Raw genomic sequence first — 22,746 nt, forward strand, 5'->3', positions numbered from 1 at the left:
TTTAGTTTTTGCTATGCACTTTTTAAAGAGGTTTTTACCACTTATCGTTTTTGCTTTTATAATTTCATGTAAATCTAAAGCAGATAAAGATGTTACTTTTACAATAGTTCAACTCAATGATGTCTACGAGATTTCTCCGATACAAGGTAATAAGTATGGAGGAATGGCAAGAGTTGAAACAGTTCACAAAGAATTGCTAAAAGAAAATCCTAACACTATGTTAGTTTTAGCTGGAGATTTTTTAAACCCATCACTTTTAGGAACCATTAAAGTAAATGGAGAGCGTGTTAGAGGTAAACAGATGGTGGAAGTTATGAATGCAATGAATTTTGAATTAGTTGCTTTTGGTAATCATGAATTTGATTTAAGTTATGAGCATTTACAAAACCGCTTAAATGAGAGTAAATTCGAATGGATTTGTTCTAACGTCTACCATAATGTAAACGGAGAAAACGAATCTTTTGTTAAAGTAGTTGATGGTAAAACGAAACATATTAATCAAACATTTATTAAAGAGTTTACAGTAGGTTCAGAAACTATAAAAGTTGGTTTTATAAGTGTTTGCATTCCTTCTAACCCTAGAAGTTATGTTACCTATACAGATATGTTTGAAGAAGCAAAAAGAACTTACGAAGAGTTGAAAGATAAAACAGATTTTGTATTGGGTTTAACGCATGTAAAAGTTGAAGATGATATAAAAATAGCAGAGATGTTACCCAATATTCCTTTAATCATGGGGGGGCATGAACATACTAACAAGTATGAGAAAGCTGGTAATTCAATCATTTCAAAAGCCGATGCCAATGCTAAAACGGTATATATACACCGATTTAAATACAATACAACTACTAAAAAAATAGATTTTAATTCTGAGTTAAAAACAATAGACGAGTCTATTCCTGCGGATAAAGAAGTAGGAGAGGTTGTTTCAAAATGGGAGAATATTTTAAATACTCAGATTAAAGAAGTTATACCCAATCCAAATGAAATAGTATTCACAACTGAGACTCCGTTAGATGCTAGAGATACTCAAATACGTTCTGTTCAAACTAATATGGGAGAAATTGTTGCTGCAGCAATGAGTAAAGCTTATGATGATTCTGTTGATTGCGCTTTTGTGAATGGTGGATCAATTCGTATTGATGACGAATTGTTAGGAGATATATCGGCAGTTGATATTTTTAGAGTTTTACCTTACGGTGGACCAGTTTTAAAAGTCTCACTTAAAGGAGATTTACTTGAAGAAGTTTTAAATTTTGGAGAAAAAGCTGCAGGCACAGGAGCATATCTTCAGATGTATAATATTACTAAGTCTAATAATCAATGGTTAGTTCAAAACAAGATTATAGATAAGAAGAAAACCTACACTATAGCTACTTCAGATTATCTATTAAAAGGCTTCGATATTCCTTTTTTAAAGCCTTCAAACCCCAAAGTTGTTGACGTTTACACTCCTACACAAGAAGAAGAAGCATCTGATGTTCGAAAATCTGTAATTACTTATTTAAAGTCTAAATAATTTATTTAAAATTAATCTAAATAATACTTGTAGAATTCATTTTGTTTTCTACTTTTGCATCGTTATTTGAAATTAATCTAAATAAAAAATGAAAAAAGTAATTATAGCTTCATTAGCATTAGCGTCTTTATCTATTGTTTCATGTTCAGACGATGATAATATCGATTCATCTGTAACTGCACCACAAACGTACAAATTTGAAAGAAATGGAAGTACTTCTGTAAGTTACTCTGGGCAAACTACTCGTATTAAAATGGGTGAGGAGTTTATAAGTGCATTAATGGATCCAACAAAGACAGAGGCTGAGTTAGACGGAATGTTTGCTCACGTTGCAGGGAATAATGATTTTTCTGATGCTACACTAAATAGCTCTGATAAAAGTATTAGAAGTAAAACTGCTGCGTCTAGAGATTATTTCTCAACAAATACAGCAGAAGCAACAACTTTAAAGGCAAAGTTTGATACATGGATTGCAGCTCAAGTTTCTGAAGTTTTTCCAAACTGGAATACACTAGCTTCAGAAGGTGTAGCAGGGCAAATTCAAGAAGCTGGAGGAGGTTCAACGCGTTATGTAAGCGCTAAAGGATTGGAATATAATCAAGCTATTAATAAAGGTTTAATAGGAGCTTTAATGGTTGATCAAATGTTAAATAACTATTTAAGTACTTCTGTTTTAGATGAAGTTTCAAATATTGCTGATAATAATTCAGATGTGTTGGCTGTTGATAAGAATTATACAACAATGGAGCATAAATGGGACGAAGCGTTTGGCTATTTATATGGTACAGATGATGCTGAAAATCCTCAATATGGAGCAGATAGTTTCTTAAGTAAATATGTGGCAAGAGTTGAAAATGATGCTGATTTTGCTGGGATTTCTAAAGAAATTTATGATGCCTTTAAATTAGGAAGAGCCGCTATTGTTGCAAAGAATTATGATGTAAGAAATGAGCAAGCAGATATCATCAGAAATGCAGTTTCAAAAATCATAGCGATTAGAGTTGTATATTATTTACAACAAGCAAAAGCTTCATTGGCAACTGATAAAGCTGCAGCTTTCCATGATTTGTCTGAAGGTTTTGGTTTTATTCAATCATTACGTTTTACTAGAAATACATCAACAAATACAACGCATTTACCATCAGCTGAAATTGAAGGTTTCTTAACTACCTTAATGGCTAATAATGGTTTTTGGGATGTAACAACCAATACGTTAGATGATATTTCTACAAGAATTGCAAATGTGTACGGGTTTACTGTAGCAGAAGCAGCTAATTAAAATCTATTCTAAATAAAAATAATTACCTAAAAAGTAGCTATGTTTCATAGCTACTTTTTATATTTGCACTGTTTATTTAGAATAAATAGAAATAATAATTATGATTAAAAGATATATAGCATTACTTACCGTTTTAATTGTTGCTTTTTCATGTTCTAGTTCAGATAATGGACCATCTGGTAACACAGATAATTTTGATAGATCTACCTTATTAGCGAATATAGCTGATAACATGGCTAAGCCTGTTTTTGCTGATTTAAAAGCTAAGTTAGAAGATTTAAAAGCTAAGTTTGATAGTTTCAATACTACACCAAATACATTAACTTTTTCTGAAGTAAAAACATCTTGGTACGAAGCTTATAAGGTTTGGCAGTATGCCGCTATTTTTGAAATAGGGAAGGCGGAAGAATTACAATTTGTAAATCACTTTAATATTTATCCTGTTACCGTTGCTGATGTTGATAATAATATTGCTACTGGGACCTATGATTTAAACAGTACAAATTTTCATGATGCGCAAGGTTTTCCTGCTCTTGATTATTTATTTTTTGGTGTAGCAGCTACTGAAGCTGATATTGTGGCTAAATATACCACAGATGCAAATGCTGCTAATTATAGAAAATATGTGTATGATGTTATTGCTAAAATGACAGATATTGCTACTCAAATTTCTGATGATTGGAATGGAAGTTACAGAAACGATTTCGTATCTAATTCAGGTAATACAGCTACAAGTGCTTTGAATAAGTTTGTAAACGATTTTATTTTTAACTACGAAAAAAGATTGAGAGCCAATAAGTTTGGTATTCCTGTTGGAAACTTTTCAACGACACCATTACCTGAAAAAGTAGAGGCATTTTATGCAAAACAATATTCAAGAGATTTAGCTTTAGAATCTTTATCAGCAGTAAATGGTGTGTTTTCAGGAAGAGCTTATGGAGGAACTACATCAGGAGCAAGTTTTCAAACCTATTTAAATAGTTTAGATAAATTTAATTTAGCTACGTCTATTACGAATCAATTTGAATCAGCAAGAACTCAAATCAACTCATTGAGTCCAAATTTATACGAGCAAATTAACACAAATAATCAACAAGCCTTGATGGCTTACGATGAATTACAGAAAGCAGTAGTATTACTTAAAGTAGATATGCTACAGGCTTTTAATATAAGTGTCGATTTTGTTGATGCTGATGGAGATTAGAAATCGAAAATAAAAATAATAGAACTGTCTGTTTTTCAGACAGTTTTTTTATGTGTTGGATAATTGTATTTTAAGAGCTACATAGAAAAGAAAGTTAGTGCAGCTCCTTTGGCATTTTTTCGAGTTGCTTTTGGAGTTTTAATGTGCTTAAGTATTATTAGATTTTGGTATAATGGATGGATTGAAAAGCTATACATTTTACCAAAATTCTTTTTTTCTTTCTATGGTTTTGAATGGGTAAAGCCTTTTGGGAATTTAACTTATTTACTTTTCGTCTTTTGTGGATTAGCTGCGTTTTTAGTAGCTATTGGTTATAAATATAGAATTGCCATTATTTCATTCTTTTTAAGTTTTACTTACATAGAGTTAATGGATAAAACTACCTATTTAAACCATTATTACTTTGTAAGTTTAGTGAGCTTTTTAATGATATTTCTACCAGCAAATGCTACCTTTTCGGTTGATAGTTATCTTAAAAAAATAGAGTTCAACAAAATTCCAAAATGGACTATAGATAGTATCAAATTTATGTTGGGAATTGTCTATTTCTATGCTGGTTTGGCAAAATTGAATTCTGATTGGTTGTTTAGAGCACAACCTTTAAAGATTTGGTTACTATCAAAATACGATTTACCTTTTATCGGGAACAATTTAATGCAACAAGATTGGTTCCATTTTGCAATGAGTTGGAGTGGAGCTATTTATGATTTATGTATTCCGTTCTTATTACTTTTTAAAAGAACCAGAGTAATCGGTTTTGTTCTAGTCGTAGTTTTCCATGTATTTACTAGAATTCTATTTCCTATAGGAATGTTCCCGTATATCATGATTGTGGCTACTATGATTTTCTTTGAGCCAAGTTTTCATGAAAAGGTTATTTCTTTCCTGAAAGAGAAGTTTACACTATTGAATTATAAGGTTCAATCAAAAGAAGTTTTCCAATATAAAAGTAATACCGTTCCAAAATTAATTGGTGTTTTTATACTAATTCAACTGCTATTTCCATGGAGGTATTTATTATACCCAGGAGAATTATTTTGGACTGAAGAAGGTTATCGTTTTTCCTGGAGAGTGATGTTGATGGAAAAAGCGGGCTATTCAAATTTTAAAATAGTTGATGGAAAAACAAAGCAGTTTTTCTATGTAGATAATAAAGATTTTTTGACTTCTTTTCAAGAGAAGCAAATGAGTTTTCAACCTGATTTTATATTAGAATATGCACACTATTTAGGTGATCATTTTACAAAAGATGGACATCAAAATGTTGAAGTATATGTAGAGTCATATGTAGCTTTAAATGGAAGGCCAAGTAAGTTATATATCGATCCGAAGGTTGATTTATACAAGCAGAAAGAAAGTTTTAAACATAAAGATTGGATTTTACCTTTTAACGATGAGATTAAAATTAAAGGATTATAGTTTACTAGTAATAGTGTTTTTATTTGTAATAGTAGCAAGTGCTCAAACAAAGTTTACAGGAATTGTTACTTCTGAAACAAATAAACAATTACAAAAAGTACAATTACTTGATGTATCTGGTAATACATTAGCAATTACTGATTCTAAAGGTTATTTTGAATTTACAAGTGCTAAAAAAACGTTTATAGTTGCCTTTTATTTAGATGAATATGAACTATTTGAAACGAAGTTTGATGTAAATACTAAAACTGTTTATAACATCGTATTAAACTCTTTTTCTGAGGAATTATCTGAAGTTGAAATCAAAGCTAAAAAACGCAAAGCCTTTGAGTTAAAACGATTAAAAGATGTTGAAGGTACAGCTATTTATGCCGGTAAGAAAACGGAAGTTATTTTAGTAACAGAATCTATGGCGAACTTAGCAACCAATAATGCACGTCAATTATATAACCAAGTTGCGGGTTTAAACATTTTTGAAAATGATGATGCAGGTTTACAATTAAATGTTGGAGGTCGTGGATTAGATCCGAATAGAACTTCGAACTTTAATACACGTCAAAATGGATACGACATTAGTGCAGATGTATTAGGATATCCGGAAAGTTATTATACACCTGCTACAGAAGGAGTTCAAGAGATACAAGTAATACGTGGAGCTGCGTCTTTACAATATGGAACTCAATTTGGAGGGTTGATTAACTTTATCATGAAAAAGCCAAATCCTAATAAAGAATTTGAAGTAGTTACAAGAAATACTCTAGGAAGTTTTAATTTGTTCACAAACTTTACAAGTATTGGAGGAACTTCAGGAAAATTGAGTTATTATGGATACTATAATTACAAACAAGGTGATGGATTTAGACCAAACTCTGGTTTTAATTCTAAAAATGCATATGCTTATATTGGTTATGATTTTAATACAAAGACAAAATTAGAAGCAGAAGGAACATATTTGACTTATTTAGCTCAACAAGCTGGTGGATTAACCGATGCAATGTTTACTGACAATCCGTTTCAAAGTAATAGAACTCGAAACTGGTTTAATGTAGATTGGTTTTTATACAACTTAAGATTAACGCATGATTTTTCTGAAAATACAAAGCTTACGTTTAATTTCTTCGGATTAAATGCATCTAGAGATGCAATTGGTTTTAGAGATAGAAGAGTAGATGTAGCAGATAATTTTGAAGCCCGAGAATTATTAAGTAGCGATTTTAGCAATTTTGGATTCGAAGCACGTTTCTTGGATAAATATACCTTTTTTGGAAAGAATGCTACGTATTTAATAGGAGGGAAGTACTACAATGCAAGCAACACGTCTTTCCAAGGTCCAGGAACCGATGAAAGTGATGCTAATTTTTCTTCTGCACTAGATCAATTTCCAAATTATACCTTCCAATCCGATTTTGAAAACCCAAATGAAAATATAGCAATTTTTGGAGAGAATATTTTTTATGTAAACGACAAGTTTTCTGTTACTCCAGGTTTCAGGTTTGAATACATTAATACAGGAAGTAATGGTTTTAGAAAACGAGTAAATAGAGATGGTGCTGGAAACCCAATTGGAACAGTCGAAGAATCGGATAATATAACAAAAGAGCGTTCATTTGTATTATTAGGAATTGGGTTGAGTTATAAACCGACAGATGTTTTGGAAGTCTATGGAAATGTTTCTCAAAATTACCGTTCAATTACATTTTCAGATGTAAATATTGTGAATCCATCAAATGCTGTAGATCCTAATTTAGAAGATGAAAAAGGTTTTACAATTGATGCTGGTGTTAGAGGTAATTTGAATAAGTTTGTTTCTTATGATGTAAGTGGATTTGCATTATTCTATAACAATCGTATTGGAGATTTTACAACTACAATTCCGCCATTGAATACAGTAGGTCAATTACGAACAAATGTTGGAGAGGCTCGTATTCTTGGTTTAGAATCTTTGATTGATATTAATATGAAAAGAGTATTTAATTTATCTAATCACTATAGTCTTAATACTTTTATAAATACGTCATTCATCACTTCAGAATATACTGATTCTAAGGAAAACAATATCAAAGGAAATAAAGTTGAATTCGTTCCTGATGTAAACTTAAAAACAGGATTAAAATTTGGTTATAAGAATTTTACCACAAGTCTTCAATATTCATATTTATCAGAGCAGTTTAATGATGCTAATAATTCTGATCAACCTGATTCTTCAAATGCAGTAAGAGGTCCAATTCCAGCTTATGGAATCTTAGATTTCTCAGCTTCTTATAGTTATAAGTTTGTAAAGTTAGAAGTTGGTGTTAATAACCTATTGGATGAAGTGTATTTTACACGAAGAGCAACTGGTTACCCTGGTCCAGGTATTATTCCTTCAGCACCAAGAAATTGGTATACAACACTTCAGTTTAAATTTTAGAACTAGTCTAAATAACAAGAGAGTTTTTAGACCTTTTTATTTACTGATATTTTGTTGTATTTTTATGTAAAAGACTATCAGTATGTTAGGTTTAGTGAATCTTCATGAAGAGTTAATTAAGAGCAGAGCAAGAGAGCTTAATGGGAAAGATGTTTTAGATTGGGTTCAACATCTTTTTAAAGAGGTTGATAATGAGCATGAAAGAATAGAAAAGGTTCTAAAATCATCAAATTCCAATGGTATTGAAAACAATTTCGATATTGATAAATTAGATGCTAATCGCATATTTCATATTTCTCAAATAAAAAGTATTTGTATTCAATATCGATTAAAGTTTTTAGATACTCATTTGTTTAAAGGAGAATTTCCAAAATCAACTATTAGCAAGATAAACGAACTAGAAAAAGCTCATAATCTAGCAATAAAAGGATATAAAATAATTGCCCCTTCGATCCTTTTTAAATTAAAAAAGGCTGATGATCCTTTACTTTTTGCTCCGTTAGGAAATGATTTTTATTACTTAATTGATAAATGGGGAAATGATATTCGTTTCTCCCGAAAGATAGCATATTGGCCGGTTCGTACTTTTGATAATTTTGCATTTACACTACTATTTACAACGGTTGTATTAACAGCTTTATGTCATCAACTATTTTTTGGTACAGAAGGCACTGTAGCACATTTCTTTATTGTATTCTTATTCTTTTTAAAAGGTGTTATTGGTATGGCTTTATTTTTTGGTGTTTCTATTGGAAAGAATTTTACTGAATTTTCATGGCAAAGCGAACACGATAAAATTCAATAATTGTTTTTTTTTACTGAACTATTTAAAACTGAATTAATTGAAGGGTGAAATATGTTTAATATCTATTGAACTTAGATAAAATCGTTTGTTTTTTTGATATTTTTTATTGTAAATTTAGTTCGTCTAACTAAACTTAATTATAAAAATATGGGTAATCCTGTAAGTACAAACGGAGTAACACTTACTCTTGTAGATTTCAAAAAATTTAACAACGCAAATATAGATGCTCAGTATAGAGCAACTGGTCCATTAGTAAATATTTCTGGAGCCGAAGGTGGTTCAGCTACACCATATACTGTAACAGTTTTAGCGTATATTCCAAGCAACCAACAATTAAAACCTGTTGATAATACATCTGGACTTTCACTTCAAGGTAATCAGATTTATTTGAATTACTATGGAGCGACTAATATGCAGATTTTGAATAAACAAGGAGGTTGGGATACGGTTTCTTGTAGAGATTTTAGAGTTGAATTTAACTGTAATGAGCAAGCATCACAATATGACTTATACTACATTCAGTTTACTTATCAATTAGATTCAGGAACTCCTTCTGTTGATGCTATTTGTGTAAGAGATCAAGATGATGATCCTGAAACAGATAGAGGAACAGTAACAAGACCTTCAACACCACCACCAACATTGTAATTTTAAATATTGAAATATTCTTTCTCTTTTTTTACGATTGTTGTTTTATCATCTATAAGTTTCCTTTCAGCTCAAAAGAAAAATTATTTAACAAGGAAAGGAGATTCTATATGTGATAATTCTAAGAACATTGTTTTTTGTAAGGCTATAGATTTTTACAGAAGTCAACAATATGATTCTTGTTATGCCTATAGTAATAGAGCATTAATGATGACAAATGATAAAGAGGAGAAGGATTTTTTCCATTGTATTCATGGATATAGTGCTTATACGAAAGGCCTATATAAAAAAGCGTTGTTGAGTTTCAACAGTATTTCCAATTCCGATAATTATGCTCTTATAAAGAATTATTTACTTGGTAATGTTCATCTTAGTTTAAAATCTTATGATAAAGCTGTAAATAATTATAAATATTGGATAGCAAATAATAAAGATACCAATAATGTTATTAAGAAAGCCGTTTTAAGGAATTTAGGTTTATCGTACATACATTTGAGAGACTATGAAACTGCTAGAGATTATTTTGATAAAGAATTGTCCTTAATTAATAGTAATGATACTGTTGCAATAATTGATGCTAAGACATATTTAGCAAATGTTTATTACAATCAATATTTAGATGAAGATGCTATTCCATTGTTTAAAGAGGTGTATGAACTTTCAAAATCATTTAACAATGTTGAATTAAAACATAATGCTTCATTAAATATGGCAGTAGTTGAGCGAAATAGAAAAGATTATCAACAAAGCGTAGCATATTATAGAGAGCATATTAAATGGAAAGATTCTTTATTTAACAGAGACAAAATCTGGGAACTTACAGAAAAGGATAAACAATTTGCAGTAGCTCAAAAAGAAAGTGAAATAGCAATTCAAGATGAGAAATTAAAAACTCAGAAAGTAGTACAAAAAGCTTTGATTTTTGGCGCTTCTGGATTATTAATATTTCTTGCTTTCTTAGGTTTTTTCTATAAAAAACTACAAAAGAAAAACTCTTTAATAACGCAACAAAAAGAGGATTTAGCCATAGCGAACAAAACTAAGAATTACTTGTTTTCTGTTGTTTCGCATGATTTACGTTCTCCAATGAACACTATAAAACACCAACATTTACAGCTTAAAAAGCATATTGAGAATAATAATATTGAAGGGATTAGAGAAGCAAATAATTCTGCCATAACAGTTACAGAAAGTACTAGCCATTTATTAAATAATGTATTGCATTGGTCTTTAGAGCAAAACAATCAAATGGTTTTTGAGCAAAAAGAGTATCCTTTTAAACCAATTATTGAGCATGTTTTATACGATTATGAAAACTTAATCGAAGCTAATGATGTTGAGATCAAGACTAATTATTTAAAAAACTCTTTAATTAAAGCCGATAGAGAGTCTTTAAAAATTGTACTTAGAAATCTATTAGACAATGCTGTAAAGTACATGAATGGAAAAGGTGCAATTACAATCGAAATGGGAGTAGATTCGGAAGATTTTGCCTACGTTTCGATTCAGGATACAGGAATAGGAATTTCAAAAGAAAAACTAGAAAGAATTAATAGTTTAAAGGATGTAAGTATTGATAAAATCAATCGCTCTGAAGGAGTTGGATTGGGATTAATTTTATGTCAGACCTTGGTAAAAAAGAACCAAGGTGTTTTATCTTTTGATAGTGAAGAAGGGAAAGGTACTAAGGTTACGATACAATTACCAAGAAGTGAAGCCTAAGGCTAATTACTTTTTTATATATTTACTGTATCAAACCAAATACCCATGAAGAACCTACGATTACTTTTATTAGAGGATTTAGATGAAGAAGCAAAAGAAATCGTTTCATTTCTTGAAGAAAATGAATATGAAGTAATTAGAGTACGAAATATTAGTGAGGCTGAAAAAGAAATCAAAAATCGATTTTTTGATTTAGTTATCTTAGACATAATGATAGATGGTAAGCCTGATGGTATTACGTTTGCACAAAGAATCAATAAAGAAGGTATTGATGTTCCGTTTTTATTCTTAACAAGCATGCAAAGTAGAGCTGTTTTTGATGAAGCAAAACTTACAAATCCGCTTGTTTACTTATTAAAACCATTCAATAAGCTTGAGCTATTATATACGCTAGAGCTAGCTATTGAATCGTGTTATGATCAAAGTAACAGTATTAGTTTTGATGATGAAAATGCAGTACTAAGTCCAAAATTTTTATTTATTAAGCATAAGCGTAGCGTTGTAAAGGTAGATGTAGATGCTATTGATTATGTAGATGTTAAAGAAAAGTATTGTAATTTACAATGCGGTGAAAGCAGATACTTAGTAAAGCTTTCTTTGATAAAACTTAAAGAGATGCTTAACAATGATAATTTTAAACAAGTACACAGAAATTATCTTGTAAACATGAAAAGTATCAAAGAGATTTATTTAGAAGACAATTTAATCATCTTAAATAACTTGGAGAAAATTCCTTTTAGTGAGCGTTACAAAAACGCTTTTGTTAGAGATAATACAATTTTCAGATAAAAATTAAGGTAGTTTTTGTTTTAATTAAAAAACGCAAACTACCTTAAATTACTATAATCCCCTAATTTTTATATTTTAATTCTCCGATTTTACAGGAACATTTTCAATTTTTTGATTACTGTAAGTAAATCCACCGGTTCCATTCCATTCATTATTTATATCCATATGAGCAGTAAAATGTTGTAAATAACTGCCTATTGCTGGTGGAGGAACTGTAATTAAATAGTTGCCACTTAAGTTTACCGTTTTTGTGTTTTCACCAAAACCAGTAGAACGAATACTGCCAGTAACATTAAGTAAAATAGAAGGCCTGTCAATAGCCTGAATAATTTCTATAATCCCAGATATTATTCCAGAGGTAGCACAAACTACCAAAGAGAAATGAATAATTGGTTCAGCTGGCATTCCTACATTTCCAATAGTGCCTTTACTTAAATAAGCAGAATCAATTAATGATTTTGGTTCCTTTAAAGCAGGCATATTAAGTTGGTTTTGGGGTTAGAAATAACTATTTACTCATTTTATCATTGTCAAATGTATTCTATGAATTAGAACTTTGTGAAATTTTTCCCTTAAACGTATTAATATTGACCATAAGCGTTTTAAGTTAAAAATACTGCTTAACAAAAACATAAACTTAAAATTCCAATAAAATCAGTATATTTGCATGCAATTAATTACAAACCTAATATTGATTGCACCATGAATGCCCACTCATCTAAATTCGTCGGAGAAGGATTAACATACGATGACGTTCTACTAGTCCCAGCTTATTCTGAAGTACTTCCTAGAGAAGTAAATATTCAAACAAAATTTACAAGAAATATCACGATTAATGTACCAATAGTATCAGCAGCTATGGATACTGTAACAGAAAGTGATATGGCAATTGCTATTGCTCGTGAGGGTGGTATTGGAGTTTTGCATAAGAATATGACGATAGAGCAGCAAGCTCAAGAAGTTAGAAAGGTTAAGAGGGCGGAAAGTGGAATGATTATAGATCCGATTACTTTACCATTAGATGCTGTGGTTCTTGATGCAAAAAAGGCAATGAGAGAGCACAAAATAGGAGGGATTCCTGTTGTTGATGATGAAAAAAAATTAGTAGGTATTGTAACTAATAGAGATTTACGTTTTGAGAAAGATAATGATCGTGCGATAACAGAAGTTATGACTTCTGAAAACTTAATTACTGTAGCAGAAGGAACTTCATTACAACAAGCTGAGATTATTCTTCAAAGCAATAAAATAGAAAAACTACCTGTAGTAAACAATCAATATAAATTAGTAGGGTTAATTACATTTAGAGACATTACTAAAACTACTCAAAAACCAATTGCAAACAAAGATAGTTTAGGAAGATTAAGAGTTGCTGCCGCATTAGGTGTAACATACGATGCAGTAGAAAGAGCAGAAGCATTAGTAAATGCAGGAGTAGATGCAGTTATTATAGATACTGCACATGGACACACGAAAGGTGTTGTTACTGTATTAAAAAGCGTAAAAGAAAAGTTTCCAAATCTAGATGTTGTTGTAGGGAATATTGCAACACCAGAAGCTGCAAAGTATTTAGTTGAAGCAGGTGCCGATGCTGTAAAAGTTGGAATTGGTCCTGGGTCTATTTGTACTACAAGAGTAGTTGCAGGAGTAGGTTTTCCTCAGTTCTCTGCAGTAATTGAAGTAGCAGCAGCTATTAAAGGAAGTGGAGTACCTGTTATTGCTGATGGAGGGATTCGTTACACAGGAGATATACCTAAAGCAATTGCAGCTGGAGCCGATTGTGTTATGCTTGGATCTTTATTAGCTGGTACAAAAGAGAGTCCAGGAGAAACAATTATTTACGAAGGAAGAAAATTTAAATCTTATCGTGGTATGGGATCAGTTGAAGCAATGAAACAAGGTTCTAAAGATCGTTATTTCCAAGATGTTGAGGATGATATTAAAAAGTTAGTTCCAGAAGGAATTGTTGGTCGTGTTCCTTACAAAGGAGAATTATATGAAAGTATTCATCAGTTTGTAGGAGGTTTACGAGCAGGAATGGGATATTGTGGAGCAAAAGATATAAATACATTAAAAGAAACAGGTAAGTTTGTAAGAATCACTGCAAGCGGTATTAATGAAAGTCATCCGCATGATGTAGCAATTACAAAGGAAGCTCCAAATTATAGTAGAAGATAATTTAAGTTTCATTTATTTATTATATACAATTCATTAAAGAATTGAAAGGTAGTTTGTCTTTCGATTCTTTTTTTATTTATGATTATGTTTTTAAAACTGATACAATTTTTAACTAATAAATTATCCTGATAAGGCTTATCCTCTGCAAGGATTAAGAGCTGTTAAAAAAGTGTTAATATCGTAATAGATAATTCTTTGATAATTAGAAAAAAAGTCGTTTTTTTGCCGCGAAAATAATTGACTATTGAAACTTAGAAATCTACTATTAACACTATTTCTAGTTCCCCACCTTACAATTAGTCAGAATCTAGAGAAGATTGGTAAGTCACCTCTCTTTAGATTGACTGGTGGTATTGGTGTAAACTCAGTTTATTTTAACGGAGATTCAAATAGGGAGCCTTTTACATATTTCTTATCAGGAAATGTGAATTTGAATATTAGCGATATTTATAATATCCCTTTTTCTTTTTCATATTCTAATAGTAAGTTTCAATCAAATACACCTTTTACTTTTAATAGATTGAGTATGCACCCAAGTTATAAATGGGTAACTGCTCATATCGGAGACGTAAACGTTAGTTTTTCTCCTTACACACTAAATGGACACCAATTCACAGGATTGGGTTTAGACTTAACTCCTAAAGATAAAATTAAGGTGAGTTTAATGTATGGTAGGTTGTTAAAAGCAAGGGAGTTTGATGCTGAAAATATTAGTAGTGCGGCAAGTTATCGTAGAATGGGTTATGGATTTAAAACTTCTTATCAACTAGATAAAATTAAATTAGGAGCCATTTTCTTTAGAGCTTCCGATGATGTAGCATCTTTAAAAAATCCAATTCCTACGGAAAACGAAGTTTTACCTAAAGACAACACTGTGATAAGTTTTGATGCGGAAGCGACTTTATGGGAAAAGTTGAAGTTTCGAGGAGAAGTGGCTTTATCAGCGTTAACAGAAGATATAAGAGTTAATGGAGTTAGTGATCATCTTGCTGCTTTTTTAGTTTCAGATAATCCAACTACACAATATTATAAAGCTTTAAATTTTAATTTTGCTTACCAGGTAGCAAATGGTTCTATTGGGTTAGGGTACGAACGAATAGATCCTAATTACCGAACTTTAGGAGGATATTTTTTTAATAATGATTTAGAAAATATTACGGTTAATGCTTCTCAGCGTATTTTTAAAGATAAAGTAACTGTTAACTTTAACGCAGGTCTTCAAAATGATGATTTAGATAACACCAAAGCAACACAGCTTAGTAGATTGGTAATGGCATTAAACGTGGCATATAATGCGAATGATAAGTTAAGTATTAATTCAGGATATTCAAGTTTCCAATCATTTACCAATATTAAAAATCAGTTCGATTTTATAAATGGTGTCTCACAAATTGAAGAACAATTAGATCAAGATAATTTTGCTCAGATATCTCAAAACGCAAATATTAATGTAAACTATAAGCTCAAAGAAACGGATTACAACAATCAGAATTTAAATGTAAGTTTTTCCTTTCAAGATGCAGAAAATAGAATAGGCGATGAAGAAAGAAGTGAAGATAGTTCTGTTTTTTACAATGCCAATTCTGTGTATACAATTAATTATCCTCAATCTGATTTTGGTATTTCTGGAGCTTTAAATACCAGTTTTAGTACGTTAGGTACTGAGAAAAATGTTATACTAGGACCAACAGTTTCTGCAACAAAAGGCTTTTTAGAAAAGAAGTTAAAGGTAAATGGTTCATTTGGGTATAATAAAAGTATAACGAATGGATTAAGTCAAGGAGATGTTACTAATGTTAGAATAGGTAGTAGGTATGTATATGAGAAAAAACATAATTTTAGCTTAAATGGATTACTTCAATTAAGAAATACTGCAACAACAAAAAATAGCAGTTTTACACTAACTTTTGGGTACAATTATAGTTTCGGTTTATTCAATTCAAAAGATCTTAAGTTTAAAAGGAGAAGTAAGATTCAAAAAGATAAAACTAAAGAAGATAAGCTTGTTGAAAAGGAAGTTAAAAAAGTAAAACCAGAGATTAAATTTATTTACAAAGATTCATTGTATACAGGTTCTATTTATCAGGTAGATAATAAGATTAAAGAATTAATCAAGTCAGATAAATTTAATCAATTACCAAAATCAGTCCTTTATAGTCTTCAGAAAGAAAGGATAGAAATAGCTTCTGAAACTAAAACCAAAGCTTACAAAGTAAAAGCCGTAAAATTATTAAAGAGGCTCTATGCTTCACACGATAAAAAGAAGCAGTACAACGAATTGCTATATCAAAGTATGAGTGATTTATATGAAGATGTGAATCAAGCAGATTATGCCATAGAAAAAGCATTTGTTCAAAATAGAAAAGAGATTGTTAAAAGTCCACTATGGAATTTAACAGAAGAACAAAGAGCCGATTTTTCAAAAGAAATTAGAGTTCGATTCCGAAGAAAACATGAGGTTTATAATAAATCATTAAGAAAGCTTTTAGTGCATCGTTGGGTGTTAAATGAGCTAGAAAAATATAACAGCATTGAAGCTATAAATAAGGATTCTGAGCTGTTGAGAGAATTTGAAAATTCATTAGGAGTAGAAGCCTATAATATGCTAGAAATGAATGAAAAAAATCCAGAAATAAAATTATATTTGCAACAATCAATCATCAAGTATTTAACCAATAAATCAGAAAATTATATTGATGAAAATCAATATGAATTAAAATATATCAACCAAGATTAAATTATAATTGCCCTAAAAAACTATGAAAAGAAAAGTCCTCCTTTCGCTTTTTTCATTTGTATTATCTATTAATGTATTTGCACAACAGTATCCGGTAAATATTATCCCTAGAGTTAAAGCTCCAGCACCTGTTAATTTTTATAATTATGCAGATGAAACAGCTTTAAACGGACCAATTACCATACAAATATTTTTAAATGACTTAACAGTATCTAGCAGACAAGTTCGTTTGAAAACGTATTTTGAAGGAGGGAATATTAGTTTTTCAAGCAGAGATTTTGTCATTGGAGCTCAAGATTTATTTATTGAAGGAGGAATTCCATTAACATTAACAAATGTTGAGTTAGCTCCTTACTACAGATTCGAAAATATTCAGGGTATAGGTCAATCAGTTTATGCACAGTCTATACCAGAAGGAACCTATAATTTTTGCTTTGAAGTATATGATTTTTTATCCGGAGCTAAACTATCAGATAAAAAATGTGCTACTGTTTTCATTTTCAAAAATGAACCACCAATACTAAACTTACCTTTTAATGGTAAAAATATAGAACCAAGCGACTTCGAAAACATCGTTTTTCAATGGACACCAAGGCATATTAATGTTAGTAATGTTGAATACGATTTCAGTATTGTAGAGATTTGGGATAATAATGTTGATCCACAAACAGCTTTCTTATCACAAGCTCCAATTTATGAAGAAACAGTTAGAACAACTAGCTTGTTTTACGGTCCAGATAAACCATTATTACTAGCGGGAAGAAAATATGCTTGGAGGGTAAGAGCTAGAGCTTTACAAGGTTTAGAGGAAATAGGCCTTTTTAAAAATGAGGGTTATAGTGAAATTTTTTGGTTTTCCAGAACTGCTCCATGTCAAATACCAGAAGGTATTTCAGGAGAACCAAAAGGAACTTCAAAAATTAATGTTTTTTGGGATCAAGATCCTACCTTACATTCAGAATATATAATTGCGTATAGAGAAGCAAATAATCCAGATGCAAATTGGTTTACCAAAAAAACTAATAGTGCTTGGGCAACTATTTGGGATTTAAAACCGGGCACTGCTTATGAGTTTAAGGTAAAAGGAAAATGTGCTTACCAATATAGTGAATACTCTGAACCTCAATATGTAACTACAGATATTGTTCAAAACGAAGATGCAAATTATAATTGTGGTATTGTTCCAGATGAAATAGCTATTTCGAATAGAGATCCTCATCCAGGTTTAAATATTGGAGATCAAATTACTGCGGGAGATTTTAAAGTGACTATTACAGAAATTCAGAGCCAATCCAATGGTGTACTTTCAGGAAAAGGTTTTGTTGCAATTCCTTATTTAAAATTCGCAAAATTTGGCGTAACCTTTTCTAATATTTTAGTAAATACAGACGCTCAGTTAGCCGAAGGAGAAATAGTAACATTATACGATCCGGAATTTGGAGAAGGAGCATCAATGACTGTTGATGTAAATATCAATATTTCTGAAGGTATAGGAGGAGATCCAGGAGATTTGGAAGAAACTGTTGAAGTTGGTTTTGAAGTAGCAACCGTTGTGATTGATGCAAATGGAGCAATTGTTGTAACTGGAACGAATGGTGAAACGGCTATAATTCCTGGTGATGGAGATGTAAATATTGTTAGTACTAACGGCGATATATGGGCAGTTGGGGAAGATGGAACAATAACCAAGCAAGAAGGAGCGCAAGGAGGAGTTGTTTCAAGTGATACAACTAATGGTTTAGATTCAAATGGAAATGTAACGGCTGTAACTGCCAAGGGAGTTACCATTGATTTTCAATCTTCTGGCTTTTATCATTTTGATGAATTGCCTGAAAATACATCAGCTACTTTTGAAAAAGAATATAAAATTCTTGATACGGAATCTGGAAAATATAGAGTTCCTTATAAAGCAATTTCAGATAATGAAGGAGAAGATTTTGTAACTGCAAAAGTTACCATTACTGACACTTCAATAGTAAAAGATAGTATTATATTTAAAACAAAAGATGGGGCAAAAGTACCGGTTGAATGGATTGGTGATATTGCAAAATTACAATTGAAACGCAAATTCGATTATGCAGACGAAGAAATTTTTGCAGTAGTTAAGTCTAAAGATAATGGTAAATATGATATTGCTGGTAGTCTCGTTACAACACATTTAGCATCACAACAACTCGAACCGATTAATGTAACTATAGTTCCTGTATTTAGGAATATTGCATCATCAGAGATAACAGAAAAATTAAAAATATTAAAAAAGGGGGTAACTCAAATTTATAATAAATCAGGCGTTAAATTAAATATTCAGTTTTCTGATAATGTTTCGCCAGAACAAATTTATGGTTGGGATAAAGATGGAGATAAAAGACTAAGTGTTGGAGATAGTAATTTACTTTCTCATTATACAGATGAAGAATTAGTCTTTAATAGTTATATAAAACAACAAACGTATTACAACAATAAAACTTACTATGTTTTTGTAACCAATGTATCAGTTACTAAAACTGAAGTAGAAGGTTTTATGCCATTAAAGCGCCAGTTTGGTTATGTATTTACTGCAAATTCTAACAATGAATTAAAGCAAATCCGTACAATGGCGCACGAATTAGGTCATGGTATATTCGGCTTAAAGCATACTTGGGATGAATATCAATTTCCACAAGGAGCAACAGATAATTTAATGGATTATGGAAACGGAACTACATTAAACCATTTAGATTGGAAGAAAATCCATGCACCAGGTATTAAAATCTACTGGTTCCAGGGTGATGAAGAGGGGCAGAATACAGTTGTTTCTAGTATACCTAAAGAATTTGCAAACCCAGATAAAACATTTACTTTCTTGACTGTTAACGGTAGTTTCATTACTCTTCCTGAAAATGTTACTAATTTAAGTTTCATAACTGGTATTGATAAATTTAACCCTTACGTTTTTTATCCAACTGGAGCTTTACAATCATTCAAATTAGATGAAGTTAGTTACCATATAGATGTAGAAACAACAGAAGTTGAAGATAAGTACACTGTTGATAGTTTTAATTTTACATACAAAGGATTTAAAAATTACGATGCTGAGGATAGAAATAAATATCATGGAACAATCATTACAGTAGCCCCTGATGGTGATGGAAGGAAACTATTGAAAACTAAAATCGAAGAGCTTGCATTTAACGAAAATGAAATTGTCAATATACTTAAACCTAATACTTACAATAAATTTAAAAAGGCTACTTTAAAATCTAACAGATTGAATGAGAAAATTTTTGCTTACGGAGAAGAAACACCTTATGATCCTTCATATAAATTAAACCAAGATTTAGTGCAAGACTTTATGGGTGAAAATATTGAATGGAATAATAAATATTTTATTGTTTCTAAATTTGCATTCTTAAATAATTCTTATCCTGAGTTAGTAAAAGATTCATATTCAGAGTTAAAATTTACTTCAAGTATTCCTGCTTATAAAAACAATATATATACCTCTAAAAGAGCTTATACTTTATTTCAAGATTCTGAAATCACTATAGAGAATGCTATCACTATTTATCTGGAAATGATTAATGCTCTTAAAGACAAGCAAAAAGAATGTTTAGATAATTTATTGAATATAACTCCAGATACTGGATTTAATCAAGTTAAGAATTGTATTACTAGTTTATCAGACCAAGAATTAGAGAAACTTAGTGTAGAAAATAAAATTACGGCAATAAGTATTCTTACGCCAAAAAACGGCCCTACAAATAATAGTTCTGAAATTCAAATTATTAGGTTGTTAAGGTTTACTAAAGATGCAGATGTTGACAATTTACTGACAGCTTTATTGGGTAAATCTAAGTTATATGAAGATGAGTTCATATTGAAGAGATTAGCTTATAAAATTGATAATGATCATATTTGGTTAACAGACGACAATTATAAAGAATTTGTAAACACTTTATCACAGTTATGTGGTAAGTCAAAAATTTTTAAAGAAACCGCTATTGGATATACTGATGATGAATTTGCAGATCGCATAATTAATTTTTACCACAAAGGTTTCTGGGATTATGTAAAAGAATTAGGAGCCAACTCTCCTGTAATGTTCTTTTACGTTTGTAATATGGATACTAAGATTGATTGGGTTTCTGATGAGTCAGTGAAACTTTCTGCTTATAATGAAATGACATGTAATTTATTACCGATTACTCAAGATGAACCAGTAGAACTTGGACCTCTGGATCCTATTTGGTTTGTTAATAAGTCTTCTTTGAGTATGCTTAGTGATTATAATAAGGAAACACCAATTATTGCACCAGCTATGTTAGCATATTATGCTAATGATGTAGGTAATACTAAAAATACAGTAGATGGAATTGAAGCTGCAATTGATGTAGTTAGTTTAGCAACAGGAGTAGGTGCTTTAGCTAAGGCGCCAACTACTCTTAGAAAAGTTTTTATAATAGCAGATATGATAGGTTCAGGTGTGAATATTATTCTTTCTTCATCATCAGAAAATTTATCACCTAATGCAAAAAAGGTACTTGAGGCCTTAAACGTTCTAACGGCTATTATAGCTGTTGATGAACTTTTAATAGACGGTACAATAAGTATAAAAAAACTGTATAAAAAAGTAGCTAAACAGAACACTAAACCTTTACCAAGTAAAAATCAGATTAATGATTTTATTAATAGTGTTCTTAATCAAGATTTAACCAATCAGCAATTAGCAGAAATAGGTGCTAATAAATTAAGAGAAGCAGAAAAATGGTTAGACAATGTTATTGCTGAAGGCAAAATTAGTGGCGAGTTGGAACTAGCAGTCCGTGCTAGGACAGCTAAAGCTAAAATTGAAGCAGTTAAAAAGCTATTAAAAATCGATGCTAAACACTTACAGAAAAGTATAGTTGATTTATCTGGACCACCACCAGTTGATATCAATAAAGTAAAAAACTTTATAGATAATGGTGATGACTATGTTGATGTTATTATTCATGCTGATGATACTGGTAAAGGTTTCTCGATGGTAATTGAAATTGATGGAGTTGCTGAGACAGTAACTTTGAGTGCTACAGAATTTGCAAGATCTTTAAAAAATGTTCCTGAGAGTAAAAAAATAAGATTATTAAGTTGTAATGATACAGAAAGTGCAAAAGAAATAGCATCTGTTTTAGGAAGAGAGATTATTGGATCTAGTGGTGAAATGAGGATTTATGAGAATGGAGTGGTTAAAGCGGATGATTGGTATTCAATAAAACCTAATGGTAAAATAGATCCTTATTCTGTGAGTTCGAGCGCACCTTCTGGAGAATTTTTAATGTTGAAGAAAAAGTTTGTTGATAATTTACCTACAGATATAGTCAATGATTTGACTAAAATGTTGGGACAGTCTAAATTCGACGAATTTGCAGAAATGCTTACTAGAAGTAAACTCCCAGGAACATGGAAACTTCAAAAATCAGGGGACGTTTTTACTCTAATAGATAAACAAGGTAAAGTTTGGGCAGAGATATCTAATGGTGTAATAAAAGCAAAAGCTGGAGGTAAAGGTGATGGTTGGAACCATTTATTGAATGTAGATCCACCACTTATGAAAGGATTTAGATATGAAATTGAAAATGGAAAATTTATTTATGAAATTGATGATTTAGGAAGGGTAGTTAGTGCAAAAATGAATTCAGTTTCTATAGATAAATCTATTAAAAGAAGTGAAGATTTTCAATCACATACCAAAACAGTAAAGGATGGATCAACTGTTAATGTAGATGACGGAGGTCATATTTTTAGAAATGAATGGGGTGGTCTTAGTGAACAAATTAACTATTTCTCTCAAAATGCTAAAGAGAATAGAACTGGTGCGTGGTATAATATGGAGAAAGCGATTTCTAATATGTTAAAATCTGATAATCCACCAACAAATATTAACATAGAAATGGATTTTAATTTTATTGGTAATTCAAAACGTCCAGATTCTATAGATGTAATTGTTAAAGTTGATGGCAAGATTGATACTCAATTATCTAGAAGTTATGATAACCCTCTTTAAAAAAATAAAATTAA

Annotated in this window: 13 protein-coding genes; 12 read left to right on the top strand and 1 reads right to left on the bottom strand. The window is 30.8% G+C overall.

Features of this window, described 5'->3' with window-relative positions:
• The first annotated feature begins 13 nt into the window (after positions 1-13).
• From EV195_RS10170 to EV195_RS10210, 9 genes are all read left to right on the top strand, one after another.
• Entirely contained in the window at positions 14-1,519 is a 1,506-nt protein-coding gene (locus EV195_RS10170; RefSeq protein ID WP_132794841.1) for a bifunctional metallophosphatase/5'-nucleotidase, read from the top strand.
• Between the two features lie 88 nt (positions 1,520-1,607).
• The gene (locus EV195_RS10175; protein WP_132794842.1) at positions 1,608-2,798 is read left to right on the top strand and encodes a DUF4856 domain-containing protein; all 1,191 of its coding nucleotides are present in this window, start codon (positions 1,608-1,610) and stop codon (positions 2,796-2,798) included.
• A 100-nt stretch (positions 2,799-2,898) separates the two neighbouring features.
• Positions 2,899-4,002 (top strand): imelysin family protein, encoded by a 1,104-nt coding sequence (locus EV195_RS10180; RefSeq protein WP_132794843.1) that lies wholly within the window; start codon positions 2,899-2,901, stop codon positions 4,000-4,002.
• Positions 4,003-4,065: 63 nt separating this feature from the next.
• Positions 4,066-5,421, top strand: a complete 1,356-nt coding sequence (locus EV195_RS10185; RefSeq protein WP_243693102.1) for an HTTM domain-containing protein — start codon at positions 4,066-4,068, stop codon at positions 5,419-5,421.
• On the top strand, positions 5,396-7,831 hold the full coding sequence (locus EV195_RS10190; RefSeq protein WP_132794844.1) for a TonB-dependent receptor family protein: 2,436 nt from the start codon (positions 5,396-5,398) through the stop codon (positions 7,829-7,831). The genes EV195_RS10185 and EV195_RS10190 overlap by 26 nt, the downstream gene beginning before the upstream one ends.
• A gap of 82 nt (positions 7,832-7,913) precedes the next feature.
• The gene (locus EV195_RS10195) at positions 7,914-8,636 is read left to right on the top strand and encodes a hypothetical protein (RefSeq protein ID WP_132794845.1); all 723 of its coding nucleotides are present in this window, start codon (positions 7,914-7,916) and stop codon (positions 8,634-8,636) included.
• Between the two features lie 147 nt (positions 8,637-8,783).
• Positions 8,784-9,284 carry a hypothetical protein gene (locus EV195_RS10200; RefSeq protein ID WP_132794846.1) on the top strand — a complete coding sequence of 167 codons (501 nt, stop codon included), beginning with the start codon at positions 8,784-8,786 and terminating at the stop codon, positions 9,282-9,284.
• 9 nt (positions 9,285-9,293) lie between these two features.
• Complete coding sequence (locus tag EV195_RS10205) at positions 9,294-11,006, top strand: tetratricopeptide repeat-containing sensor histidine kinase (protein WP_132794847.1); 1,713 nt, start codon at positions 9,294-9,296, stop codon at positions 11,004-11,006.
• A 45-nt stretch (positions 11,007-11,051) separates the two neighbouring features.
• Positions 11,052-11,795, top strand: coding sequence for a LytR/AlgR family response regulator transcription factor (locus EV195_RS10210; protein WP_132794848.1), 744 nt, complete (start codon positions 11,052-11,054; stop codon positions 11,793-11,795).
• A gap of 75 nt (positions 11,796-11,870) precedes the next feature.
• Here the strand turns inward: EV195_RS10210 and EV195_RS10215 are convergent, their stop codons facing one another.
• Entirely contained in the window at positions 11,871-12,275 is a 405-nt protein-coding gene (locus EV195_RS10215) for a DUF1842 domain-containing protein (protein ID WP_132794849.1), read from the bottom strand.
• A 222-nt stretch (positions 12,276-12,497) separates the two neighbouring features.
• Here EV195_RS10215 and guaB point away from each other — a divergent pair, with 222 nt between their 5' ends.
• The 3 genes from guaB to EV195_RS10230 all read left to right on the top strand — a co-directional run bounded on the left by guaB (position 12,498) and on the right by EV195_RS10230 (position 22,732).
• Complete coding sequence (gene guaB / locus EV195_RS10220; RefSeq protein WP_132794884.1) at positions 12,498-13,973, top strand: IMP dehydrogenase; 1,476 nt, start codon at positions 12,498-12,500, stop codon at positions 13,971-13,973.
• A gap of 244 nt (positions 13,974-14,217) precedes the next feature.
• Positions 14,218-16,710, top strand: a complete 2,493-nt coding sequence (locus EV195_RS10225; protein WP_132794850.1) for a TonB-dependent receptor — start codon at positions 14,218-14,220, stop codon at positions 16,708-16,710.
• 22 nt (positions 16,711-16,732) lie between these two features.
• Positions 16,733-22,732 carry a DNA/RNA non-specific endonuclease gene (locus tag EV195_RS10230; RefSeq protein WP_132794851.1) on the top strand — a complete coding sequence of 2,000 codons (6,000 nt, stop codon included), beginning with the start codon at positions 16,733-16,735 and terminating at the stop codon, positions 22,730-22,732.
• Positions 22,733-22,746 lie beyond the last annotated feature (14 nt).

This window comes from Tenacibaculum skagerrakense, from assembly GCF_004345825.1.
Taxonomy (GTDB): Bacteria; Bacteroidota; Bacteroidia; order Flavobacteriales; family Flavobacteriaceae; genus Polaribacter; species Polaribacter skagerrakensis.